The sequence below is a fragment of the Enterococcus faecalis genome, from assembly GCF_029024925.1.
Taxonomy (GTDB): domain Bacteria; phylum Bacillota; class Bacilli; order Lactobacillales; family Enterococcaceae; genus Enterococcus; species Enterococcus faecalis.
Map to the genome: position 1 here is coordinate 849,770 of NZ_CP118962.1, position 20,320 is coordinate 870,089.

16 protein-coding genes, 1 tRNA gene and 2 pseudogenes are annotated in these 20,320 nt (G+C 36.9%); 15 read left to right on the top strand and 4 right to left on the bottom strand.

The window, feature by feature from the left end:
* The first annotated feature begins 6 nt into the window (after nt 1–6).
* The 9 genes from PYW42_RS04225 (at nt 7) to PYW42_RS04265 (ending at nt 6,565) form a co-directional block, all read left to right on the top strand.
* Entirely contained in the window at nt 7–207 is a 201-nt protein-coding gene (locus tag PYW42_RS04225) for a DUF3188 domain-containing protein (RefSeq protein ID WP_002355916.1), read from the top strand.
* Nucleotides 207–617, top strand: a complete 411-nt coding sequence (locus PYW42_RS04230; RefSeq protein ID WP_002355917.1) for a DUF3284 domain-containing protein — start codon at nt 207–209, stop codon at nt 615–617. The genes PYW42_RS04225 and PYW42_RS04230 overlap by 1 nt, the downstream gene beginning before the upstream one ends.
* Nucleotides 618–892: 275 nt before the next feature.
* A complete protein-coding gene (locus PYW42_RS04235) occupies nt 893–1,219 on the top strand; it encodes a PTS sugar transporter subunit IIB (RefSeq protein WP_002355918.1) in 327 nt (108 codons plus the stop codon).
* Nucleotides 1,220–1,241: 22 nt separating this feature from the next.
* Nucleotides 1,242–1,562 carry a PTS lactose/cellobiose transporter subunit IIA gene (locus tag PYW42_RS04240; RefSeq protein WP_002355919.1) on the top strand — a complete coding sequence of 107 codons (321 nt, stop codon included), beginning with the start codon at nt 1,242–1,244 and terminating at the stop codon, nt 1,560–1,562.
* A gap of 65 nt (nt 1,563–1,627) precedes the next feature.
* Nucleotides 1,628–2,905, top strand: coding sequence for a PTS sugar transporter subunit IIC (locus PYW42_RS04245; RefSeq protein ID WP_002388817.1), 1,278 nt, complete (start codon nt 1,628–1,630; stop codon nt 2,903–2,905).
* Nucleotides 2,906–2,988: 83 nt separating this feature from the next.
* Entirely contained in the window at nt 2,989–4,383 is a 1,395-nt protein-coding gene (locus tag PYW42_RS04250) for a glycoside hydrolase family 1 protein (RefSeq protein WP_002388834.1), read from the top strand.
* A gap of 57 nt (nt 4,384–4,440) precedes the next feature.
* Nucleotides 4,441–5,634 carry a GNAT family N-acetyltransferase gene (locus PYW42_RS04255; RefSeq protein ID WP_002378142.1) on the top strand — a complete coding sequence of 398 codons (1,194 nt, stop codon included), beginning with the start codon at nt 4,441–4,443 and terminating at the stop codon, nt 5,632–5,634.
* Nucleotides 5,635–5,954: 320 nt separating this feature from the next.
* A tRNA-Arg gene (locus PYW42_RS04260) sits at nt 5,955–6,028 on the top strand.
* A 204-nt stretch (nt 6,029–6,232) separates the two neighbouring features.
* Nucleotides 6,233–6,565: a putative quinol monooxygenase gene (locus tag PYW42_RS04265; protein WP_002355924.1), complete on the top strand. Its 333-nt coding sequence runs from the start codon at nt 6,233–6,235 to the stop codon at nt 6,563–6,565.
* A 113-nt stretch (nt 6,566–6,678) separates the two neighbouring features.
* Here the strand turns inward: PYW42_RS04265 and ppdK are convergent, their stop codons facing one another.
* Nucleotides 6,679–9,324 carry a pyruvate, phosphate dikinase gene (gene ppdK, locus PYW42_RS04270; protein ID WP_002409288.1) on the bottom strand — a complete coding sequence of 882 codons (2,646 nt, stop codon included), beginning with the start codon at nt 9,322–9,324 and terminating at the stop codon, nt 6,679–6,681.
* Between the two features lie 169 nt (nt 9,325–9,493).
* Between ppdK and PYW42_RS04275 the strand changes: the two genes are divergently transcribed.
* On the top strand, nt 9,494–10,123 hold the full coding sequence (locus PYW42_RS04275) for a helix-turn-helix transcriptional regulator (RefSeq protein WP_002355926.1): 630 nt from the start codon (nt 9,494–9,496) through the stop codon (nt 10,121–10,123).
* Between the two features lie 12 nt (nt 10,124–10,135).
* Nucleotides 10,136–10,948, top strand: a complete 813-nt coding sequence (locus tag PYW42_RS04280) for a pyruvate, water dikinase regulatory protein (protein WP_002388799.1) — start codon at nt 10,136–10,138, stop codon at nt 10,946–10,948.
* Between the two features lie 70 nt (nt 10,949–11,018).
* Here the strand turns inward: PYW42_RS04280 and mprF are convergent.
* Both mprF and PYW42_RS04290 read right to left on the bottom strand, forming a co-directional pair.
* Nucleotides 11,019–13,552: pseudogene (mprF, locus tag PYW42_RS04285) on the bottom strand (bifunctional lysylphosphatidylglycerol flippase/synthetase MprF).
* Nucleotides 13,549–14,283: an alpha/beta fold hydrolase gene (locus PYW42_RS04290; protein WP_002388840.1), complete on the bottom strand. Its 735-nt coding sequence runs from the start codon at nt 14,281–14,283 to the stop codon at nt 13,549–13,551. Before PYW42_RS04290 ends, mprF begins: the two are co-directional and overlap by 4 nt.
* A 176-nt stretch (nt 14,284–14,459) precedes the next feature.
* Between PYW42_RS04290 and PYW42_RS04295 the strand changes: the two genes are divergently transcribed.
* From PYW42_RS04295 to PYW42_RS04310, 4 genes are all read left to right on the top strand, one after another.
* On the top strand, nt 14,460–15,044 hold the full coding sequence (locus tag PYW42_RS04295; RefSeq protein ID WP_002388908.1) for a P-loop nucleotide/nucleoside kinase family protein: 585 nt from the start codon (nt 14,460–14,462) through the stop codon (nt 15,042–15,044).
* 22 nt (nt 15,045–15,066) lie between these two features.
* Complete coding sequence (locus PYW42_RS04300; protein ID WP_002388940.1) at nt 15,067–16,122, top strand: exonuclease/endonuclease/phosphatase family protein; 1,056 nt, start codon at nt 15,067–15,069, stop codon at nt 16,120–16,122.
* Nucleotides 16,123–16,138: 16 nt separating this feature from the next.
* The gene (locus tag PYW42_RS04305; RefSeq protein WP_002388872.1) at nt 16,139–16,816 is read left to right on the top strand and encodes a 5'-methylthioadenosine/S-adenosylhomocysteine nucleosidase; all 678 of its coding nucleotides are present in this window, start codon (nt 16,139–16,141) and stop codon (nt 16,814–16,816) included.
* A gap of 70 nt (nt 16,817–16,886) precedes the next feature.
* Nucleotides 16,887–17,846 carry an IS30-like element IS1062 family transposase gene (locus PYW42_RS04310; RefSeq protein WP_002388844.1) on the top strand — a complete coding sequence of 320 codons (960 nt, stop codon included), beginning with the start codon at nt 16,887–16,889 and terminating at the stop codon, nt 17,844–17,846.
* A gap of 117 nt (nt 17,847–17,963) precedes the next feature.
* On the opposite strand, the pseudogene PYW42_RS04315 reads toward PYW42_RS04310, so the two are convergent.
* Nucleotides 17,964–20,201: pseudogene (locus tag PYW42_RS04315) on the bottom strand (ATP-binding cassette domain-containing protein).
* Nucleotides 20,202–20,320: the final 119 nt, after the last annotated feature.

Here is a 20,320-nt window from a genome sequence, read left to right on the forward strand (position 1 = left end):
GGATGGATGAAAATGATTAGAAATGGATTATTTTTATGTAGTATTGGCTTCTTGATTGTTTTGTATTCGTTGAATCCCAGCTCCTTAAACTATGATTTATTAAGTCTGACAACGGGGATTTTTTTCATTGGACTTGGTGGTTACCTGTTTTTTAAAGGAAAAAAAGTTGCTGAAGAAGAGGCGACAAAGGATGAGGTGAAACGGTAATGGAAATTACGAAAACATTAACTATTTCAGCAGATGAATTTTACACGCAATTAATGAATTCTGTTATTTTTGATATCCGTAAGCAAACAGGCAAAACTCTTACAAGAAAGCAGTTGCGTAAGTTTGAATATATCAAAGAATATAGTAAAAATAGTCGCGCGAAAATAGTTATTGAAGAAGCTGTAGAAAATAAGACCTATCAATTTCGAACATCCACAACTAAAAATGATTTCTCGGTGCGGTATGAGCTCCAGCCAATTGATGAAAAAAGCTGTGAACTGCGTTATACAGAAACAATGGTTTCTTATGGGGCGTTACAAAAACTGAATGATGCAGTATTAGGTATCTTTTTAAGTTATTTTAAAAAGAAACAGTTTTATAAAATGCTTAAAATGATGGAAACTGCTTAAAGGGAAAAAGCGGCTTTTGTCCAGTTGATTCTCTTCAGCTTTAGAAAGTGAGCGATGAGTCGTTTCGACTTATCGCTCACTTTCTTTTGTTGCCCTATTATTTTGGAAACGCACACAAAAAAGCTGTGTGTAATCGTTTTATTTTTAGTGTGTACACGCTTTCTATATCAAGAAACGTTGTCATATCAAGGTTTTTGATGTGTTAAAACTTGGCACACTTCTTGCTTATATAAAGGTGTAAAGCAAAACAAAGAGAATTTAGGAGATGAAGGAAAATGGCAAAAAAAACAATTATGTTAGTTTGTTCCGCAGGAATGAGCACAAGTTTATTAGTAACAAAAATGCAAAAAGCAGCAGAAGATCGTGGCATGGAAGCAGACATCTTTGCAGTATCGGCTTCTGAAGCAGATACAAACTTGGAAAATAAAGAGGTAAATGTTTTATTATTAGGCCCACAAGTTCGTTTCATGAAAGGACAATTTGAACAAAAATTACAACCAAAAGGGATTCCTTTAGATGTAATTAACATGGCGGACTATGGCATGATGAATGGCGAAAAAGTTTTAGATCAAGCAATTTCATTAATGGGATCATCAAACTAGAGCAGAAAATGGGGTAGAGGTAATGGACGGACAACAGAACTTAGAAGCAATCATGGGTTTAATCATGTATGGCGGAAATGCTAAAAGCGATGCAATGGAAGCGATTGCCGCAGCAAAATCGGGGGATTTTGAATTAGCAGACAAAAAAATTGCAGATGCAGAAGAATCACTTGTACATGCACATCATTCGCAAACAGGAATGTTAACAGAAGAAGCAAAAGGCAATAACATGCAAGTAACATTGTTAACAGTGCACAGTCAAGATCATTTAATGACTGCGATTGCATTTACAGATTTAGCAAAAGAAATTATCGATCTTTATCGCCGTATTGATAACGAGTAATCTCGTTGTCAATGCGTCTTATAAGAAAAACGCGCTTGAGAAAGCGTTAATTAGGAGGAATAACAATGGACGGATTTGTTCAATGGATGGAGAAACACTTTATGCCGAAAGCGTCAGTTATCGCAGCGCAACGGCACTTGGTAGCAATTCGTGACGCGTTTGTCGTAACGATGCCATTAATGATTTTAGGGGCTTTGGCGGTATTAATTAATAATATTCCAATTCCAGGATATGAGGACTTTTTAAACAAAATTTTCCCAATGATGTATAACGATGCACCAATTTGGAAAAGCTTTGGTGGTAACATTTGGAACGGTACATTCGCAATCTTTGCCGTTTTAGTAGCCTTTTTAGTAGCACACAATTTAGTTAAATCTTATGGAAAAGACGGCATTGCAGCCGGTACAGTTTCTGTAGCTTCATTCTTCGCAGTTGGCGGCTTAGAAGGCATGGGCGCAACTGGATTATTTATTGCTTTGATTATTGCACTTATTTCAGGAGAACTATTCCAACGTTTATCTGGCAATCCTAAATTAGTTATCAAAATGCCTGATGGTGTACCACCAGCAGTAGCAAAATCATTTGCGGCATTATTACCAGCAATGATTACAATCAGTTTATTTAGTTTAATTACATCAATTCTATTTGCTTTAGGAATTGACAATATCGTTATTTCATTCTATGAAGCAGTTCAACAACCATTTATGGGACTTGCAAACAGCTACCCATCAGCATTATTGTTAGCTTTCATTACACCATTCTTATGGTTCTTTGGTTTACATGGTGCCAACATGGTTGACCCATTAATGCAAACAATCAACGTACCAGCGATTGATGCGAACATTAAAGCTTTAGAAGCAGGTAAAGCAATTCCTTATATTGTAAACAAACCTTTCTTTGATTCATTTGTAAACTTAGGTGGAACAGGGGCAACATTAGGTCTGTTAATTGCTATCTTTATCGTTGGTCGTCGTAACAAACCATACAAAGTCATTACAAACTTAAGTTTAGCACCAGGACTATTTAATATTAATGAACCAGTCATGTTCGGTTTACCAATTGTTTTAAACCCAATCATGTTTATCCCATTCATTTTAGTCCCAATAGTTCTTGTAACTGTTGCGTATGTGGCGACAGCAACTGGTTTAGTACCAGCTGCAACCTTTATGCCACCTTGGGTAACACCACCAATTATTGGCGGATTTTTAGCAACGAAGAGTATCGCCGGCGGAGTTTTAGCAGCTGTTAACTTATTGATTTCTATTTTGATCTACATGCCTTTCGTAAAAGTAGCAACAGATCAATACTTGAAACAAGAAGCAGCCGCAGAAGCAGCTGAGTAAAAAATCGAAGGATTGAATCGTCCGGACTCTTACGGAGGGTTCAATCCTTTTTTTAATGATTAAATCGTAAAGGAGCAAACAACATGAAATATCAATTTCCAGAAAATTTTTGGTGGGGTTCTGCAGCCAGCGGTCCTCAAACAGAAGGCGTTTTTGAAGGTGATGGTAAAGGTCAAAATATTTGGGATTTTTGGTATCAAGAAGCGCCAGAAAAATTTTTTCAACAAGTCGGTCCAGATAAGACCTCACAATTTTATAAAAAATACCAAGAAGATATTCAGTTAATGAAAGAAACGGGACATAACTCTTTTCGAACATCCATTCAATGGAGCCGTTTAATTCCAGATCCTACAACAGGAAAAGTCAATCAAACAGCAGTTGATTTTTATAATCAAGTGATTGATGATTTATTAGAACACGGGATTGAGCCCTTTATGAACTTGTATCATTTTGATATGCCGATGGTACTTCAAGAAAAAGGCGGTTGGGAAAGCCGTGAAGTGGTTGATTTGTATGTTGACTTTGCCAAAACCTGTTTTGAATTGTTTGGCGATCGCGTGAAAAAATGGTTTACGCACAATGAACCAATTGTACCAGTTGAAGGTGGTTATCTCTATGGCTGGCATTATCCTGATAAAGTGAATCTAAAAGAAGGGATTCAAGTACTCTATCATGAAGCTTTAGCTAGTGCCAAAGCGATTGCCGTCTATCATTCTATGAACTTATCAGGTGAAATTGGCATTATTTTAAACTTAACGCCGACTTATCCTCGTGATGAGCACAACGAAGCCGATGTAAATGCGGCTAAATTTGTCGATGGTTTCTTTAACCGTTCGTTTTTAGACCCGGCTGTTAAAGGTCATTTTCCAGAAGATATGGTTGCTTGGGCGAAAGCAAATGACTTATTGCCAGAAACAACGCCAGAAGATTTAGCAATAATTGCTGAAAATACTGTGGACTTATTAGGAGTAAACTACTATCAACCACGTCGGGCCAAAGCAAAAGAAACACCTGTTGAAACACGACCAGAAGGCTTACTTCCAGAAGATTTTTATGATGTCTACGATATGCCTGGCAAAAAAATGAATCCTTACCGTGGCTGGGAAATCTACGAAAAAGGTATTTATGATACATTAATGAATTTAAAAGAAAATTATGACAACATTCACTGCTACATTTCAGAAAATGGCATGGGCGTAGAAGGAGAAGAACGCTTTGTCAATGAACAAGGAGTCATTGAAGATGATTATCGGATTGAATTCGTGCAAGATCACTTGAAATGGGTGCACCAAGCGATTCAAGAAGGTAGTAATGTTCAAGGATATCATATGTGGACGTGTATGGATAACTGGTCTTGGCTCAATGCCTATAAAAATCGTTATGGCTTCATCGCTGTGGATTTAGATGATGATGCGAAACGGACCATTAAGAAAAGCGGTCGTTGGTTCAAAGAAATGACAGCAAATAACGGCTTTTAGAAAGAGAACTGTTTCTGTGATAAAATGAATTGATACAATGTGCGAGGAGGAAAGAAAATGACAACTAAAAGAGTCAAAAAAATGGGCAAAGAAGAAATGAAAGAGATGTTTGATCTTGTCATCTATGCTTTTAATCAGGAACCCACGGCTGAACGCCAAGAACGTTTTGAAAAATTGTTGTCACATACGCAAAGCTATGGCTTCCTAATTGATGAGCAATTAACAAGTCAAGTGATGGCGACACCTTTTCAAGTGAATTTCCATGGTGTCCGCTATCCCATGGCTGGAATTGGCTATGTGGCTTCTTATCCAGAATATCGTGGTGAAGGCGGCATCTCTGCTATTATGAAAGAAATGTTGGCTGATTTAGCGAAACAAAAGGTTGCCCTTTCTTACTTAGCACCGTTTTCATATCCATTTTATCGTCAATATGGCTATGAACAAACATTTGAACAAGCGGAGTATACAATTAAAACGGAAGATTGGCCACGTGTTAAACGAGTTCCGGGTACCATTAAACGAGTTTCTTGGGCTGACGGTAAAGAGGTCATTAAAGACGTATACCTTGAAAATCAAAGAGCGCACTCTGGTGGTGTGATCCGTGAAACTTGGTGGCTGGATTATACGCTGAATCGTGCAAGTAAACCAAATAATCAAGCGATTTATTATTCGTCAGAAGGGAAAGCAGAAGGCTATGTGATTTATCGGATAGCTGCTGGCACCTTTGAAATCGTAGAATGGAACTATTTAACTAATACAGCTTTTAAAGCTTTAGCTGGGTTTATTGGCTCACATAGTGGTTCCGTTCAATCGTTCCATTGGATTAATGGTTTTGCTGGAAAAGATTTAAATGATTTAATGCCAACGCCAGCAGCTTCTGTAAAAATTTTACCTTACATGATGGCACGAATCGTTGAGTTACAAACATTTCTGGAAAAGTATCCATTTCAATCAGGAGAAAAAGAAACGTATTCTTTAGAGATTGAAGATTCCTATGGGCCATGGAATGAAGGTATTTGGACAATCACAATTGACGAACAAGGAAAAGCGACAGTGACTAAAGGTGCTGTGGAAAAAGAAGGGACTGCTGCTTTGAAAGCAGATATCCAAACGTGGACGCAACTATTCTTGGGCTATCGTTCAGCAGAGACGTTATCTTTTTATGAACGCTTGCAAGGAGACGCAACGACAGTTCAACGTTTAGGCCAACGTTTAGTCAAAGGTATGCCAATTTTAGAAGATTATTTTTAAAAGTGTGTTTATTCGCAAAAAATGACAGAACCTACTATAATAAAAATGTAAAAAGAATTATTTTAGAAAGGTGATGGGGACAATGGCGAAAACGAAACAAGAAAAAGTTGCACGCAATAATAAAATTGGGCAATATATAGCTATTGCGACAGGACTTTATTATTTAGGAAAAATGATTCTTGATCGGCGGCAAAAAAAATAATAGATAAAAGAACGACGTGTTTCACTGAAAGAAAGTATCTCGCATAATTGTTTATGCGGGATACTTTCTTTTTGTCTATTGACAGATGTAGTGAAGACTTCTAAAATTAAAACAGATTGTTCTCGTAGCTCAGTAGGATAGAGCAACCGCCTCCTAAGCGGTAGGTCGCTGGTTCAATTCCAGTCGGGAACGTAAAAAGCACCTTTCAAATGTTGATTTGATAGGTGTTTTGTTTTATTTGTGCCAAAAATGTGCCAAAAATTTTAGAATTCTATTTTTCTTTACAAAACAGAATTGCTATATTATAGTGATTTCGAACACAGAAAAACACAGTAAAATGCTGAATAACCTTAGTTGGGAATGTAAAAAGGCAAGTAAATTTAAGGGGGAAGACAGATGGCGATTACTATAAATATTTATTATAGTGGGACAAATGGAGGTGCAAGAGAATTTGCCAAAGAAATGATTGCCAGCGGAATTGTAGAGGCGATTCGTGCAGAAAAAGGGAATAGTCGCTATGAATACTTTTTTCCAATGGACGATGAAGAGACAGTTCTGCTGATTGATAGTTGGACAGATCAGGAAGCATTAGACAAACACCACGCTTCTCCAATGATGACCCGTATTACGGAACTTAGAGAAAAATATGATTTGCATATGAAAGTAGAAAGATATGTATCAGATGTAACAGACCCCTTGACAAAAGATGCTGCGTTTATAAGAAAATAACCAGAGTGCAATCATTGATCTTAAAATTTAGTGCTAGGAACATCAGCCGTTTCGACTGATGTTCCTAGCACTTTTTATCTTGTAAGGATGAATCATTTGTTACACACGTTAAATTAAAGAAGGACCATTTGTTCTTCAGTCACAGCCGGTTCGGTTAAAATTTTGGCTTGGGCAGCTGCGAGTTTCGCAATAGGTACCCGATAAGGTGAGCAAGAGATGTAGTTTAGGCCAAGTGTTTGGAAAAACGTGATGGATTGCGGATCACCACCGACTTCTCCACATACGCCAATACTCATGTTTGGTTTAGTGCGACGCGCTTTCTCTACAGCTAATTGAATCAGTTGACCAACACCTGTTTGATCTAGTGATTGAAACGGATCTTGGGTAATGATTTTCTTTTCCCGATACGTATTAATGAATTTACCGATATCATCACGAGAAAAACCATAGGTCATTTGTGTTAAATCATTTGTTCCAAAGCTGAAAAAGTCTGCTTCTTCTGCTAACTGATCCGCAATCAGACAAGCTCTAGGTAGTTCAATCATTGTCCCGATTTCGTAAGGGAAAGGAGTCATTTTATGTTCTTCAAAGAGACCGTCAATCGTTTCTTTTAAAATGCGTTTGAGATAGAGAAGTTCTTCTTTTTCGGCGATTAGAGGAATCATCACTTCTGGATAAACAGTAATTCCTTCTTTGACTAATCGAATGGCACTAGTAAATAAGGCTGTAACTTGCATTTTGTATATTTGTGGTTGGGTCACACCTAAGCGACAACCACGATGGCCCAACATTGGATTGGTTTCTTGTAACCGTTCAATTTGTTTGGCGATGGTCACCGGGAACCGTTGTAGTTGCTTCGCCAATAATTGAATATCATTCTTTTCATGAGGTAAAAACTCATGCATCGGCGGATCTAACAAGCGGACCACCATGGGTTTGTCTTGAACTACTTTCAGAATTTGATAAAAGTCTTCCTGTTGAAAATGAAGAAGTTGCTCCAACGCATAGGTTGCTTCCTTTTCAGACTCTGCTAAAATCAGGCGACGCATTTCCAAGACACGCTCTTCACCGAAAAACATATGCTCTGTTCGCGCTAAACCAATCCCCGCTGCACCAAAACGGATAGCAGTCTCTAAATCTTGTGTAGTTTCTGCATTGGCACGAACAGTTAAATCAGCGTACGCATCTGCCCAAGACAAGAGCTCTTGAAGGTCATCGTTATTATCAGCAGAAATTGTAGGAATTTCGCCAAGATAAATTTCCCCCGTTGAGCCATCGACGGAAATGATTGTTCCTTCTAAGATGACTTGTGGCCCGCAGTGTAGTTGTTTGGTTTCTTCATTAACGGTTAAACTTTCACAACCAGTCACACAGCAAGTTCCCATTCCTCGTGCGACCACAGCGGCATGAGAAGTCATTCCGCCACGACTGGTCACAATTGCTTCGCTTACAACCATGCCTTCAATATCTTCTGGTGAAGTTTCTTGACGAACAAGAATGACTTTCTTTCCTAGATTGGTCAGTTCTTTGGCTTTTTCTGCTGTAAAAACAATTTGGCCACTTGCTGCACCAGGACTAGCAGGAAGTCCCATAGCTAAGCGTTCCATGTGTTGTCGTTTCTCTTGATCAAACACGGGATGAATTAATTGATCAATCGTATCAGGTGTCACACGCAACAGTGCTTCTTGTTTAGTAATACGATTTTCTTTGGCTAAGTCTAAAGCAATTTTAACCGTAGCTGCGGCGGTTCGTTTCCCGTTTCTTGTTTGTAAAATATATAATTTTTCATTTTCAATGGTAAATTCAATATCTTGCATGTCACGATAATGATATTCTAAAAGTTCTGCGTAATGGCGAAAATCTTGATAAACTTTTGGCATAGTCAAACGTAAACGACGAATGGGTTCTGGCGTCCGAATACCAGCCACTACATCTTCTCCTTGCGCGTTCAAAAGAAACTCTCCAAACAGTTGATTTTCCCCTGTGACCGGATTTCTAGTGAAAACAACGCCAGTGCCACTGTCTAGTCCACGATTGCCGAAAACCATTTCTTGAATGTTGACAGCTGTACCTAAATCATGTGCAATATGATGTAAGTTCCGATAAACCACCGCACGTTGATTATTCCATGAATCAAAAACAGCTTTGATTGCTTCAAAAAGTTGTGCGACAGGGTCTTGCGGGAAGACCACCTGATGTTGTTCAAAAACTTCTTGGTAGCGGACAATCAAGGCGAAATGATCTGCTTCTTGAAAAGCGGTAATTTTTTTGTTTAGCTCTTGTTCCAAGCGCTCTTTTTGTTGGTCAAATAATTCTTTGGGAATGTGATAGACGACGTCTCCAAACATTTGAATAAGTCGGCGATAACAGTCAAAAGCAAAACCAGGAGAGGTTAAGGTCGCAAATTTTTTCACACGTTGATCATTTAAACCCAAATTTAAAATAGTATCCATCATACCAGGCATCGAGAAGGCAGCACCACTGCGAACAGAAACTAAGAGAATCTCATTATCCGCGGTAAAAGATTTGCCTGTTTCAGTTTCTAGATTTTTAACCGCTTTCAAAATTTCTAATTGTAAGTGTTCTTCAAAGAAAGTAGCATCTGCCAAATAGTCCATACAGCAACGGGTTGTAATCGTGAATCCTTGTGGAATCGGCAAACCTAAGCGTGTCATTTCTGCCAAGTTTGCCCCTTTACCACCAAGAGTCTCTTTACCTTCATTGTGTGTTTCGTTAAAAGAATAAATAAACTTTTTCATGCGTGACCTCCGTTTAATATGTGTCTTATATGTTCAATAAACATCATAATAGACGGAAATAAGTTTGTCAATAGAAAAAGTTTCTTGTTAATATGTTGAAAAAACAATAAATATGTGTATAATTGTAAGCGAATGCACAATTTGTTTAAGAGGAATTGAGGAGGAAATGATGAAATTAAGTAAACGACAAGAGCAAATTATCGCTGTTGTAAAAGAGCATCAGCCAGTTAGTGGTGAACGCATTTCGGACATACTAGCCGTTTCACGTGCGACATTGCGTTCTGATTTGTCTTTTTTAACACTTTCAGGAATTTTAAAAGCAAGTCCGAAAGTTGGTTATACTTACGAAAGTGATAATATGGAGGCTTTTTTCTTTTTTGATGTTTTTCAAACAAAAGTTCAGGAGATCATGAGTCCACCATTGATGGTTGCCCAAGACACCTCAATTCGAGATGCGATTACCAACTTGTTTATGTATGATGTCGGTTCTCTTTATGTCATGGATGAAGCAAAAGAATTATTAGGGGTTTTGTCACGAAAAGATTTATTACGGGCCTCTTTAAATACAAATATTGATGGCACACCTGTTGCTGTTTGTATGACAAGAGTGCCACATGTGAAAACCTGCACACCAGAATTTACTATTCTTGAAGCTGCTGACACTTTGCAAAAATACGAAGTGGATTCTTTGCCAGTCGTTGAAAAAGAAAATCCTAAAAAAGTTATTGGAAAAATTACGAAAACGAAAATTTTAACCTATATTACGCAACAAGCGAAAGAAGCCGCACAAAATAGATAAGGGAGCTTAATTATGAAAAAAGAGATCATTGTTTATACTATTTCCGATTCACTTGGAGAAACATCACAAAAATTGTTAGCTGCAGCAAGCGCACAATATCCAGATATTTCTTTTCTTAATCGATACAATTTTTCTTTTGTCACAACAGAAGAAGAATTATTGGAGATTTTAAAAGATGCCTTAAAAGATAAAGCCTTAGTTGTCAGTACATTAGTCAGTAAACAACTAATCACAGCGGCGGAAGAATTTAGTGAACGAACAGGGTTGTTATATTTAGATTTAATGGCGCCATTTTTTGAATTAATTCAAGCGAAAGCCGGAGTAGATCCTATTGAAGAGCCTGGACGACGCCATCAACTAGATCGTGCTTACTTTGATAAAATCTCAGCGATTGAATTTGCTGTAAAATATGATGATGGCAAAAATCCTCAAGGGTTTCTTGATTCTGATATATTGTTGTTAGGCGTTTCGCGGACCTCAAAAACGCCAGTCAGTATGTATTTAGCAAATCAAGGCTACCGCGTTTCTAACTTACCATTAATTCCAGAAGTTCCATTGCCGCCAATTTTGGAAGAAATGGATCCACAAAAAATGATTGGTTTAGTTTGTTCGCCAGAAACATTAGGACAGATTCGTAGCAGTCGGTTGGCTTCCTTAGGTTTAGGTAATGAGACCAGTTATACCAATGTTGAACGGATTGAACAAGAATTAGCTTATGCCGAAGAAATTTTTGCGAAGTATGGCATCCCAGTGATTGATGTAACCGCAAAATCTGTCGAAGAAACAGCCTTTTTGATTAAAGAAAAACTAGATGAAAGAAATTAAAAAGCTTGGCAACCTCACTAAATTTCAGTGAAGTTGTCAAGCTTTTTATACTTAATTGGGCTTCTTTTTGTTAGTCAATATTTTTTTGATCGACAATGAGTAAAGCGATCATCACGTAGACAATCCAACTACTTTTAGAATAAAGTGTATAGCGGGGTTGCCATTTGCTAGCAAATTTTTCCTTGTATTCGCGTAATCCTTGGAAGGAGTAAATTTCTGAACCAAATTCATAAATTAACGCAGCAATCCGTTCTTGAATAAAACTTTTTCTTGATTGACCAACATTGGCTAACGGAGCCATCCCTAAATTGAAATAATGAATATTTTCTGTTTTCATATATTCAAATAAATGAATAAATAAGAAATCCATACTTCCAGAAGGGGCTTTTTCTTTATGGTGACGCATCAAGTCGATGGTACCAACTTCATTTGTGTAACTAGGAATGATATTAGCGAAAGAGACCATTTCTCCTTCAGCATTTCGGACAACAGCAATTGGGTTTCTTTGAAGATACGCTTCATCGAAAAATCCTAGTGAAAAGCCTTTTTCTTTTCGATTGTGTCTAACCAACTATCCGAAATAGCTTTTAATTCGTGCATTTGTTCGGCACTAAAAGGAGGTTGGAGTACGTCAAATGAATAGCCGGCTTTGGTAATTTTATTAAACACTGCGCGGGTACCTTTGAATTTTTTCCCAGACATCGTAAATGTTTCTAGATTAACTAAGGCTTCTTCGCCCATTTTGATAAATTCGTAGCCATATTCGTGTAGTAACATCACGCTGTCCTCATTGGTTTCGTAAAAGACGGGTACATAGCCGAAACGATCTGTTTCTTTAAGAAATGCATCAATCGCCGCAGGAAAATCTTCTTTATTCCCAGAAGGGTTGCCCATCACAACGCATTTATTATTAATGGTGTTGAATTGTAAAAAGACAGTCGGTTCTTCTTTGGGATATAAGAAAACCTGTTTATCATGAAGAAAGACAAGTTCACTGTCAATATTCCCGCCATAAGTTGTTAAGATATTATGCAAGATACTATCTTCTGGAAACTCACCAACTTGGTGTTTTTTCCCTTGGAGGTAGCGAACAAATAGAAAGTTAAAACTCATAACTAAGAGGATAGCGATAAATCCTGACAACCAGATCCGTTCGGAAGGGAACAAGAAAAATTCCACAAAATGATGACGATGGTGTGGGAAGTTCGGTAAATTATAAACACCAATTACCAGGTATAACAAAGTCAACAAGCCAAAGATAAAGCCATCAATCGTCATCCATTCCCAAGAGTAAACCAGTTGTTCACGGTACAATTCTGATTTTGAAAAAATAACGATAAATAATAAAATAGCTAAATAGAAAATGGAAAACATACTAAAGTCAACAACAAATGAATACAAGATAGCACCAATTAATAAAATAATCGTTGGATAATAGGCTCTTTTAACACGATCAGCAATCCCACGTCCCATAATTAATAATGCAAAGCCTAAAACAATACTCGGAATTTGAATAATAATATGTGAACGGAAGGGGTTAATATCTCTTAACCAATGCACTTGAGTGAAGGCTTCTGGAATAGTGGCTAGGAGCACCATCATAATTCCTGAAAAATAAAGTAAAACCACTTCCAGCTTGTGGGCAATTTCCAAAGTAATTTGTTTTAGCAGTTGACGATAATGAGTATCCAACTTTTGGCTTAAGTGTTTTGTAAAGAACAAACAGCCAATTAAGAAAGGAATAATATAATAGAATAAACGATAGAGCAATAACCACAAAACAATAATTTCACGATCGACACCTAAGTTGCTCAGTCCTAAAATCATCATGACATCAAAACTACCTAAAGCCCCTGGAATCATCGAAGCAATCCCAATAATCGAAGCTGCTACATATAAAGGAACAATATCAATTAAAGGAATCGGTACATCTAATAAGTAACCAATACTGATAAAGGTAATTAAAACACCTGTCCATTCTAAAAACGAAGAAACAACTAAAGATAAGCGATTTTTTGCATCGAGGTTACCAAAGGAACTATTTTTTTGGAAATGTAAAATAAGATAAAGTAATGGGAAATAAAGACCGCCACCTAATAACCAAATCCAATATTGCTGTAAATAAGCCATCTTTGGATCAAACTGAACAAGGAAAAAGCAAAGAATACTATAAATAGATAGACCGGATAACACAAAAAGTAAAATATGGGTTAACGCAGGTAAAATTTTCTTTTCCTCTGTTTTATTTCCATAAAATTCAGAACGAAGTCCCATGCTGACCAAACCACCGAATCCACCAATATTATTGATGGTATTGACAATCCAGCTAGATTCAAGGAGTTCCCGTTTTGAGACTTTCAAGTTTAAAATGCGATTTAATGTTAAGTCATAATTTAGCATCGGAGTAACGGAAACTAAACCGATAACCATCATCAATAACAATTTCCATAGCGGAATCTCATCAAAAATCTGTTTTAACTGTTCAAATGAGATCGTTTTACCAATTGATAAAAGTTGGGCAACAACAATAATTGAGACCGCAATAACAAACAGTGTTTTTAGTAATCCTGTATGCGTTTTGATCCAATGAATAATTTGTTTCATTTAGACACCTTCATTTCCTTTAAGAATTTTTCGATTGTTTTATTAAAAATATCTGGTGAGTTTTTGGCAAATAAATGACCCTGTTTATTTACCAAGACCAATTTACCATCAGGAATGGCATCAGCAATCGCCCGTGAATGGGAAAGCGCAATTAAATCTCGACTGCCAGTAATAACAAGAGTAGGACAGGGGATGTGTTCTAAATCTTGTTTTGTCAGTCCAGTATCTTCAAATAACAGAGCCACGATAGGGAGCTGTGCGCGCAATTTTTTTGAAAAAAAAGCGCCAATACGACAAAACCAATATTGAAAATAAGTGGCAATCGTTACATATTTTTTCAGACCAGACATGGTGACATTTCCAGAATTTAAGACGAGTTTGTTGACGAAATCAGGATATAAATGGGTAAAAACCATGGCAATATTTGCTCCGTCACTAAAGCCCAATAAATTAATTTTTGTTAAGTGTTCTTGTTGAATAATACCAGCTAAATCTTCTGCCAAAAGCGGAAAAGTTAATTGACTTTGTGTATTGGTGGAACGTCCATGTCCGCGGGTATCCACCGCAATAACTTGATACTCCTTGGAGAAATAAGAAATTTGATAATTAAAAAAAGTATGATCATTGCCATTACCATGAAGTAACACAAGGGGGTAATTTGTTTCTTTGCCAAAAATTTGATAAAAAATTTGACTGCCATCTATTGTTTGAAAATATTTTTCTATTGCCATTCTCCGTCACCTATCTCATCTATAATCAATCGAGTCCTCTCTCATTATAGAGTCTTTTGTCTTTTTTTTGTAATAAAAAACAGAAAATTTTCCGAACAGTTTTGTAAGGTGTTGTAATATAGTGTGATATAGTAGAAGATAGCCACCTAAAAATTAGACTAGAGGAGGGAAAGTTGATGTCTTTAATCGTTTTAATTGGTGCCCAAGCTGTCGGGAAAATGACCGTTGGCAAGGCTTTAGAAAAGCAGTTAGATGCTAAATTACTATTTAATCATCAAACCATTGACTTATTTGCAAACTATCTTGGGTATACGGAACGTGCATTTCAATTGTCTGATTCCGTTAGAAAGGAACTTTTTCATGCCTTTGTCGAAAATCCAGCCACAAATACAACAAAAAACATTATTTTTACAGTGGTGATTGCTTTTGATCAAGAACAAGATTTTCAATTTTTAGAAGAAATATCAGAAATTTTTCTTAGTAAACATGAAGCCGTCTATTTCGTCGAACTCGTCTCTTCAACAGCAATCCGCCTAGAACGAAATGTTCATCCAGAACGGCTAGAGGCAAAACCTTCAAAACGCGATGTCGACTTTTCTCGAAAAGAATTACTCAATACCTTTAAAGAACATCGATTAGTAAGCCACGAAGGCGAACTAGAAAGTACATTTCCAAATGTAAAAATAACGAAAATAAATAATTCAAACATGACACCAGAAGAAGTAGCAACGAAGATAATTGCTACTTTTGGTTTGACATAATGTGAAAGGAACATCGGAAACAATGAAAAAGTTTTTTAAATATCTCGGTAGCTTGATGGTCCTTCTTTTAAGCATAGCTTTAATTTTGATAGGATATTTAACCTTCCGAGAGTTTCGACCACGAGCGGTTGAACCAGTTGCTATAAATAAACAATTTTCAGAACAAACCATCGAAAAACAGCAATCCATTTCTTTAGTCACGTATAACATAGGCTATGCTGGCCTAGGACAAACAGAAGATTTTTTTATGGACGGTGGCAAAACTGTCCAACCAGTTAATAAGGCAATGGTCCAACAGAATTTAACAGGCATTGAAGGAACTTTAAAAGAATTACCAGCGATGATTTACTTATTCCAAGAAGTCGATCGTCGCTCGCAACGTTCTTATGAAGTCAATCAAGAGGAAGAATTACAAAAACAGCTACAGCTGAACAGCGCATTTGCTTATAATTTTAAGGTAGATTATGTGCCCATTCCTTTGCCGCCGATTGGACGAGTAGAAAGTGGTTTATTAACATTATCAAATGAAAAAATAACAGAGGCCAAACGCATTGCTTTACCCAATCCCTTTCGTTGGCCCGTTAGCATTAGTAACTTAAAACGAGCGCTTCTAGAAACGCGCTTTCCAATTGAAGGCACAGACAAAGAATTAGTGGTTTTTAACTTACACTTGGAAGCCTATGACAATGGGGAAGGGAAGATTGCTCAAAGCAAAAAGTTAGCTGATGTATTATCCCAAGAATACGCTAAAGGAAACTATGTAATTGCTGGAGGTGACTTTAATCAAGTTTTCAAAGGCAGTCATCGATATCCTGACCTAGGGGAAGCTGGTTGGGCACCAGGAGAAATTGATCCTGCAGACTTACCTAAACATTTTTCACTTGCTTATGATGATCAACAACCGACTGTGCGGGTGCTTAATAAGCCTTACACTGGCTCTTATGAAACATCCCAAGTGTATGTAATTGATGGTTTTATTGTTTCTGATAATGTGGCTGTTCATAGCGTGAAAACAAAGGATGAACAATTTAAATATACAGATCACCAACCTGTGAAGATGGAAGTGGGGTTGAAATAGAAAAAGGAGGAGATAGATGAAATTAGGGGTTATTGCCGCAATGGATTTAGAGCTTCAAAAATTATTGGAATATTTTCCACCACAACGAAAGATACAGCTAGCAAAAAATACATTTTATATTTATGAACAAAAAACATCGCAAGTCATTATGGTTTGTGCAGGACAAGGAAAAACGAATGCTACGCTATATAGTCAAATACTTATTGATTCATTTCAAATAGAACAACTAATTAATATCGGTATTTGTGGCTGTTTAAATGAAAAACTGCAACTCTTTGAGATGGTGCTAGGTGAGGAATACTGCCATTACGATATTCGTGAAAGACAGTCAATCAATAAATTTCCTTATCAGCTGTACTATAAAGGAGATAAAGGAATGCTGGCCGAACTTCAACATCTAGATGAAAAGATAAAGTGTGTTCGTTTTGGAACTGGAGAAGGCTTCGTTTGTGACACAACTGAAAAAAGAAACTTAATTGAACAATTCTCTATTGACTGTGTGGATATGGAATCCGCAGCTATTGCACAATGCTGCTTTTTAAATGATTGCGCTTTTGTTTCTATAAGAATTATTTGCGATAGAGCGGATGCTAACGCAGTCAAAGTAACAGAAGATACACAAATACAGGCAATGGAAAAAGTATTTGAATTGGTCTGTGCATATATAAATTCGCCGATTGTAAAATTAAGCTAGACAAATAAAAAAGTCATTTGTGCTACACTCAAGATAGTTCCCGCAAAAGAATTATAAGGAGTGAAGACAAATGACCTATACCCATCTTACATCAAATGAACTTGCAATGATAGAGGCGTATTATAATAATCATCAATCTGTAGCCAAAACCGCAGTACTATTGAATAGATCTAGACAAATGATTCATAAAGTTTACCAATTTTTCAAAACAGGGCACAATGCTCTAGATTATTTCAATCAATACAAGAAGAATAAAACTCGCTGTGGCAGACGTCCTATTGTCTTATCAGATGAACAAACAGAATATATTCAAAAGAGGGTTGTTCAAGGTTGGACACCTGATGTGATTGTTGGCCGTGCAGAGTTTTCTATTTCTTGTTCTATGCGTACACTTTATCGTATGTTTAAACAAGGCGTATTTGAAGTGACTCACCTACCTATGAAAGGAAAACGTAAAGCCAACGGACACAAAGAAACTCGGGGAAAACAATCTTTTCGTCGATCACTTCGTGACAGAGGAAATGATTATTCTAAATTCAATCAAGAATTTGGCCACCTTGAAGGGGATACTATTGTAGGTAAAAAGCACAAAAGTGCTGTTATTACCCTCGTTGAGCGATTATCTAAAGTAATCATCACTCTTCAGCCAGAAGGCAGACGAGCTATAGATATTGAAAATCGTTTGAACCAATGGATGCAATCTGTACCTAAGCATCTATTCAAATCAATGACTTTTGATTGTGGAAAGGAATTTTCAAATTGGAAATCAATCAGTAATATCAATGATATTGATATCTATTTTGCAGATCCTGGTACACCATCACAAAGAGGTTTAAATGAAAACTCTAATGGTTTATTACGTAAAGATGGTTTACCAAAGCAAATGGACTTCAACGAAGTTGATGAATCTTTTATCCAATCTATTGCATCGAAAAGAAATAATATCCCTCGAAAATCATTAAACTATAAAACACCAATAGAAGTATTCTTGAGTCACATATGCAAAGAGGAATTGTCTAACTTAATTTGACAATTAATAATTAAAAAAGAAAGAGCTTGGAACAAAAATCCAGAAAGATTTTTGTTCCAAGCTTAAAAAGTAATATAGGTTGGGGATAAAAGTAACATTGTTATTGTTCCAATTATTTTATAGATAGCCTTTAGTAATAGAATGAGTGGAATTTAGCATATTTGCTGGGGTTCCTGTAAAAAGAAGCTGTCCGCCATTTTCTCCACCTTCGGGACCTAGTTCAATCAACCAGTCGGCACTTTTAATCACATCAATGTGATGTTCTAATAAAATCAAGCTGTTTCCTTCTTCTACCATTCGATTGAAAAGTTGAAGACTTTGTTGGATATCAATTAAGTGTAAACCATCTGTAGGTTCATCCATTAAATAGATAGCTTTTTTTTGGTGAAGTGTGTCTGCTAATTTTACCCTTTGCAATTCGCCACCAGATAATGTTGAGAGCGATTGATTGAGTTTAAGGTAGCCTAAGCCAACTTCCAGTAAATTTTTTAATGAAAGAGCAAAAGGCTGGTCTTTGAAAAAATCATAGCCATCTTTAACGCTTAAAGCTAGTACTTCAACGATATTTTTTCCGTTATACAGATAATGAAGCACCTCTTCTTTGTAACGCGTTCCGTGACAGGTTTAGCAAATACTAGTAACATCCTCCATAAAAGACATATCGGAGACAATTATGCCTTTCCCCTTGCAAGTAGGACAGGCGCCTTTGGAATTATAGCTAAATAAAGCTGGACTAACATGATTTTCTTCCGCAAACAGTTTGCGGACCTTATCAAAAATATTAAGATAGGTCATAGGTGTGGATCGTAAATTTGCGGTAATGCTTTTTTGTGAAAGATGAATAATTTCTTGGTTATCAGCCTGGGCTTTTTGATAAATTTCTTCCGCTAATGATGATTTACCTGAACCAGCGACCCCACAAATAACAGTCAAAACTCCTAACGGAACTTCGACAGATAGATTGTTTAAATTATGCAGTGTCGCATGTTCGATTGATAAAGACTTCCTTGCTTTTCTTGGTTGGTCGTTTAAAGGGAGCGGCTCTTGAAGCGCTTGACTAGTCAAGGTTTTGGAGGCTAAAAATGCGTCATACGTTCCTGAAAACTGGACATGGCCACCATTTTCGCCTGCGAAAGGTCCTATATCGATGATAAAATCAGCTTCTCTAATTAATTGTGGATTATGTTCCACGAGAACCACGGTGTTTCCTTTATTTTTTAAATTGAGCAATGCACGACTGATCCGTTCGATGTCCTTTGGATGTAAGCCAGCACTTGGTTCATCTAAAATATACATAATATCATTTAAGGCGCTGTTTACATACTTAGCAATTTTAATCCGCTGAGCTTCACCACCAGAAAGTGTTTCAGTTGCTCGTCCTAATGTGAGGTAGGAGAGACCGATATTAATTAATGCTTCTAGACGTACAAGTAGCTCTTCTTGAATAGTTTTTATTAAGGATAGGTCCATTGAACGAATAAAAGAATGTAATTCAGTGAGTGGCATGTCAACAGCATCAGCAATACTTTTCTGATTAATTTTGCAGCTACGAACACGTTCATTGACTCTACTTCCTAAACAATCAGGACATCTTTTTACGGTAACAAAGTGATTAAGGTATTTTTGATGACGTTTGCCTTCGTCTGTATGCAATATGCTACGTTGCATACGCGGGACGATTCCTTCATACAAAGCTGTATGAGGCCACTCTTTGGGTGGATTAGCTAGTTTTTGTTGTGGAGCATATAAAAATAATGCTAACTCTTCAGGAGAATAGTCCTTGATTTTTTTATCCAAATCAAATAGACCACTATGGGCATAACGCTTCCACCGCCAGTTGCCAACTGTAAATGTGGGGAAATCGATAGGCCCTTCGTTTAATGATTTGTCATAATCAACTAGCTGATGAAGATTGATTTCGGTAATCTTTCCTAAGCCATCGCATGTTGGACATTTTCCATCCGGATGATTAAACGAAAAAGTATCTGAATAACCAACAAATGGAGAACCTGCTCGCGAAAACAGCAAACGTAAAAACGTATAAATATCTGTGTACGTTCCCACTGTCGAACGAGAATTACCTGCTACTTTTTTCTGGTCAATGACAATTGCAACAGGAAGATTCTCGATTTTTTCAACTTCTGGACGACCATATTTGGGTAAGTAATTTTGAACAAACGAACTAAATGTATCATTTAGTTCACGACGTGATTCAGCGGCTAATGTGTCAAATACTAAGGAGGACTTTCCAGAACCCGAAAGTCCAGTAACAACAGTTAGTTGCTTTTTAGGGATATTGACAGAGATATTCTTCAAATTATTTTGTGTTGCGTGCTTAATTTCAATCCATTCCATTAAAAAACCTCCGTTTCTATTCTATTTTAGCATATAAAAAGAACCTAGCCTAAAAGTTGAACATGGGAATTTTCAAGAGAACTTTACTTTTTAATCGCTTTCATTTATGCTATAAGTAA

Excerpts from the sequence above, each read along its gene's own strand:
- PYW42_RS04225 (WP_002355916.1), top strand. The coding sequence starts at position 7 with ATGAAAATGATTAGAAATGGATTATTTTTATGTAGTATTGGCTTCTTG.
- PYW42_RS04230 (WP_002355917.1), top strand. The coding sequence starts at position 207 with ATGGAAATTACGAAAACATTAACTATTTCAGCAGATGAATTTTACACG.
- PYW42_RS04235 (WP_002355918.1), top strand. The coding sequence starts at position 893 with ATGGCAAAAAAAACAATTATGTTAGTTTGTTCCGCAGGAATGAGCACA.
- PYW42_RS04240 (WP_002355919.1), top strand. The coding sequence starts at position 1,242 with ATGGACGGACAACAGAACTTAGAAGCAATCATGGGTTTAATCATGTAT.
- PYW42_RS04245 (WP_002388817.1), top strand. The coding sequence starts at position 1,628 with ATGGACGGATTTGTTCAATGGATGGAGAAACACTTTATGCCGAAAGCG.
- PYW42_RS04250 (WP_002388834.1), top strand. The coding sequence starts at position 2,989 with ATGAAATATCAATTTCCAGAAAATTTTTGGTGGGGTTCTGCAGCCAGC.
- PYW42_RS04255 (WP_002378142.1), top strand. The coding sequence starts at position 4,441 with ATGACAACTAAAAGAGTCAAAAAAATGGGCAAAGAAGAAATGAAAGAG.
- PYW42_RS04265 (WP_002355924.1), top strand. The coding sequence starts at position 6,233 with ATGGCGATTACTATAAATATTTATTATAGTGGGACAAATGGAGGTGCA.
- ppdK (WP_002409288.1), bottom strand. The coding sequence starts at position 9,324 with ATGAAAAAGTTTATTTATTCTTTTAACGAAACACACAATGAAGGTAAA.
- PYW42_RS04275 (WP_002355926.1), top strand. The coding sequence starts at position 9,494 with ATGAAATTAAGTAAACGACAAGAGCAAATTATCGCTGTTGTAAAAGAG.
- PYW42_RS04280 (WP_002388799.1), top strand. The coding sequence starts at position 10,136 with ATGAAAAAAGAGATCATTGTTTATACTATTTCCGATTCACTTGGAGAA.
- PYW42_RS04290 (WP_002388840.1), bottom strand. The coding sequence starts at position 14,283 with ATGGCAATAGAAAAATATTTTCAAACAATAGATGGCAGTCAAATTTTT.
- PYW42_RS04295 (WP_002388908.1), top strand. The coding sequence starts at position 14,460 with ATGTCTTTAATCGTTTTAATTGGTGCCCAAGCTGTCGGGAAAATGACC.
- PYW42_RS04300 (WP_002388940.1), top strand. The coding sequence starts at position 15,067 with ATGAAAAAGTTTTTTAAATATCTCGGTAGCTTGATGGTCCTTCTTTTA.
- PYW42_RS04305 (WP_002388872.1), top strand. The coding sequence starts at position 16,139 with ATGAAATTAGGGGTTATTGCCGCAATGGATTTAGAGCTTCAAAAATTA.
- PYW42_RS04310 (WP_002388844.1), top strand. The coding sequence starts at position 16,887 with ATGACCTATACCCATCTTACATCAAATGAACTTGCAATGATAGAGGCG.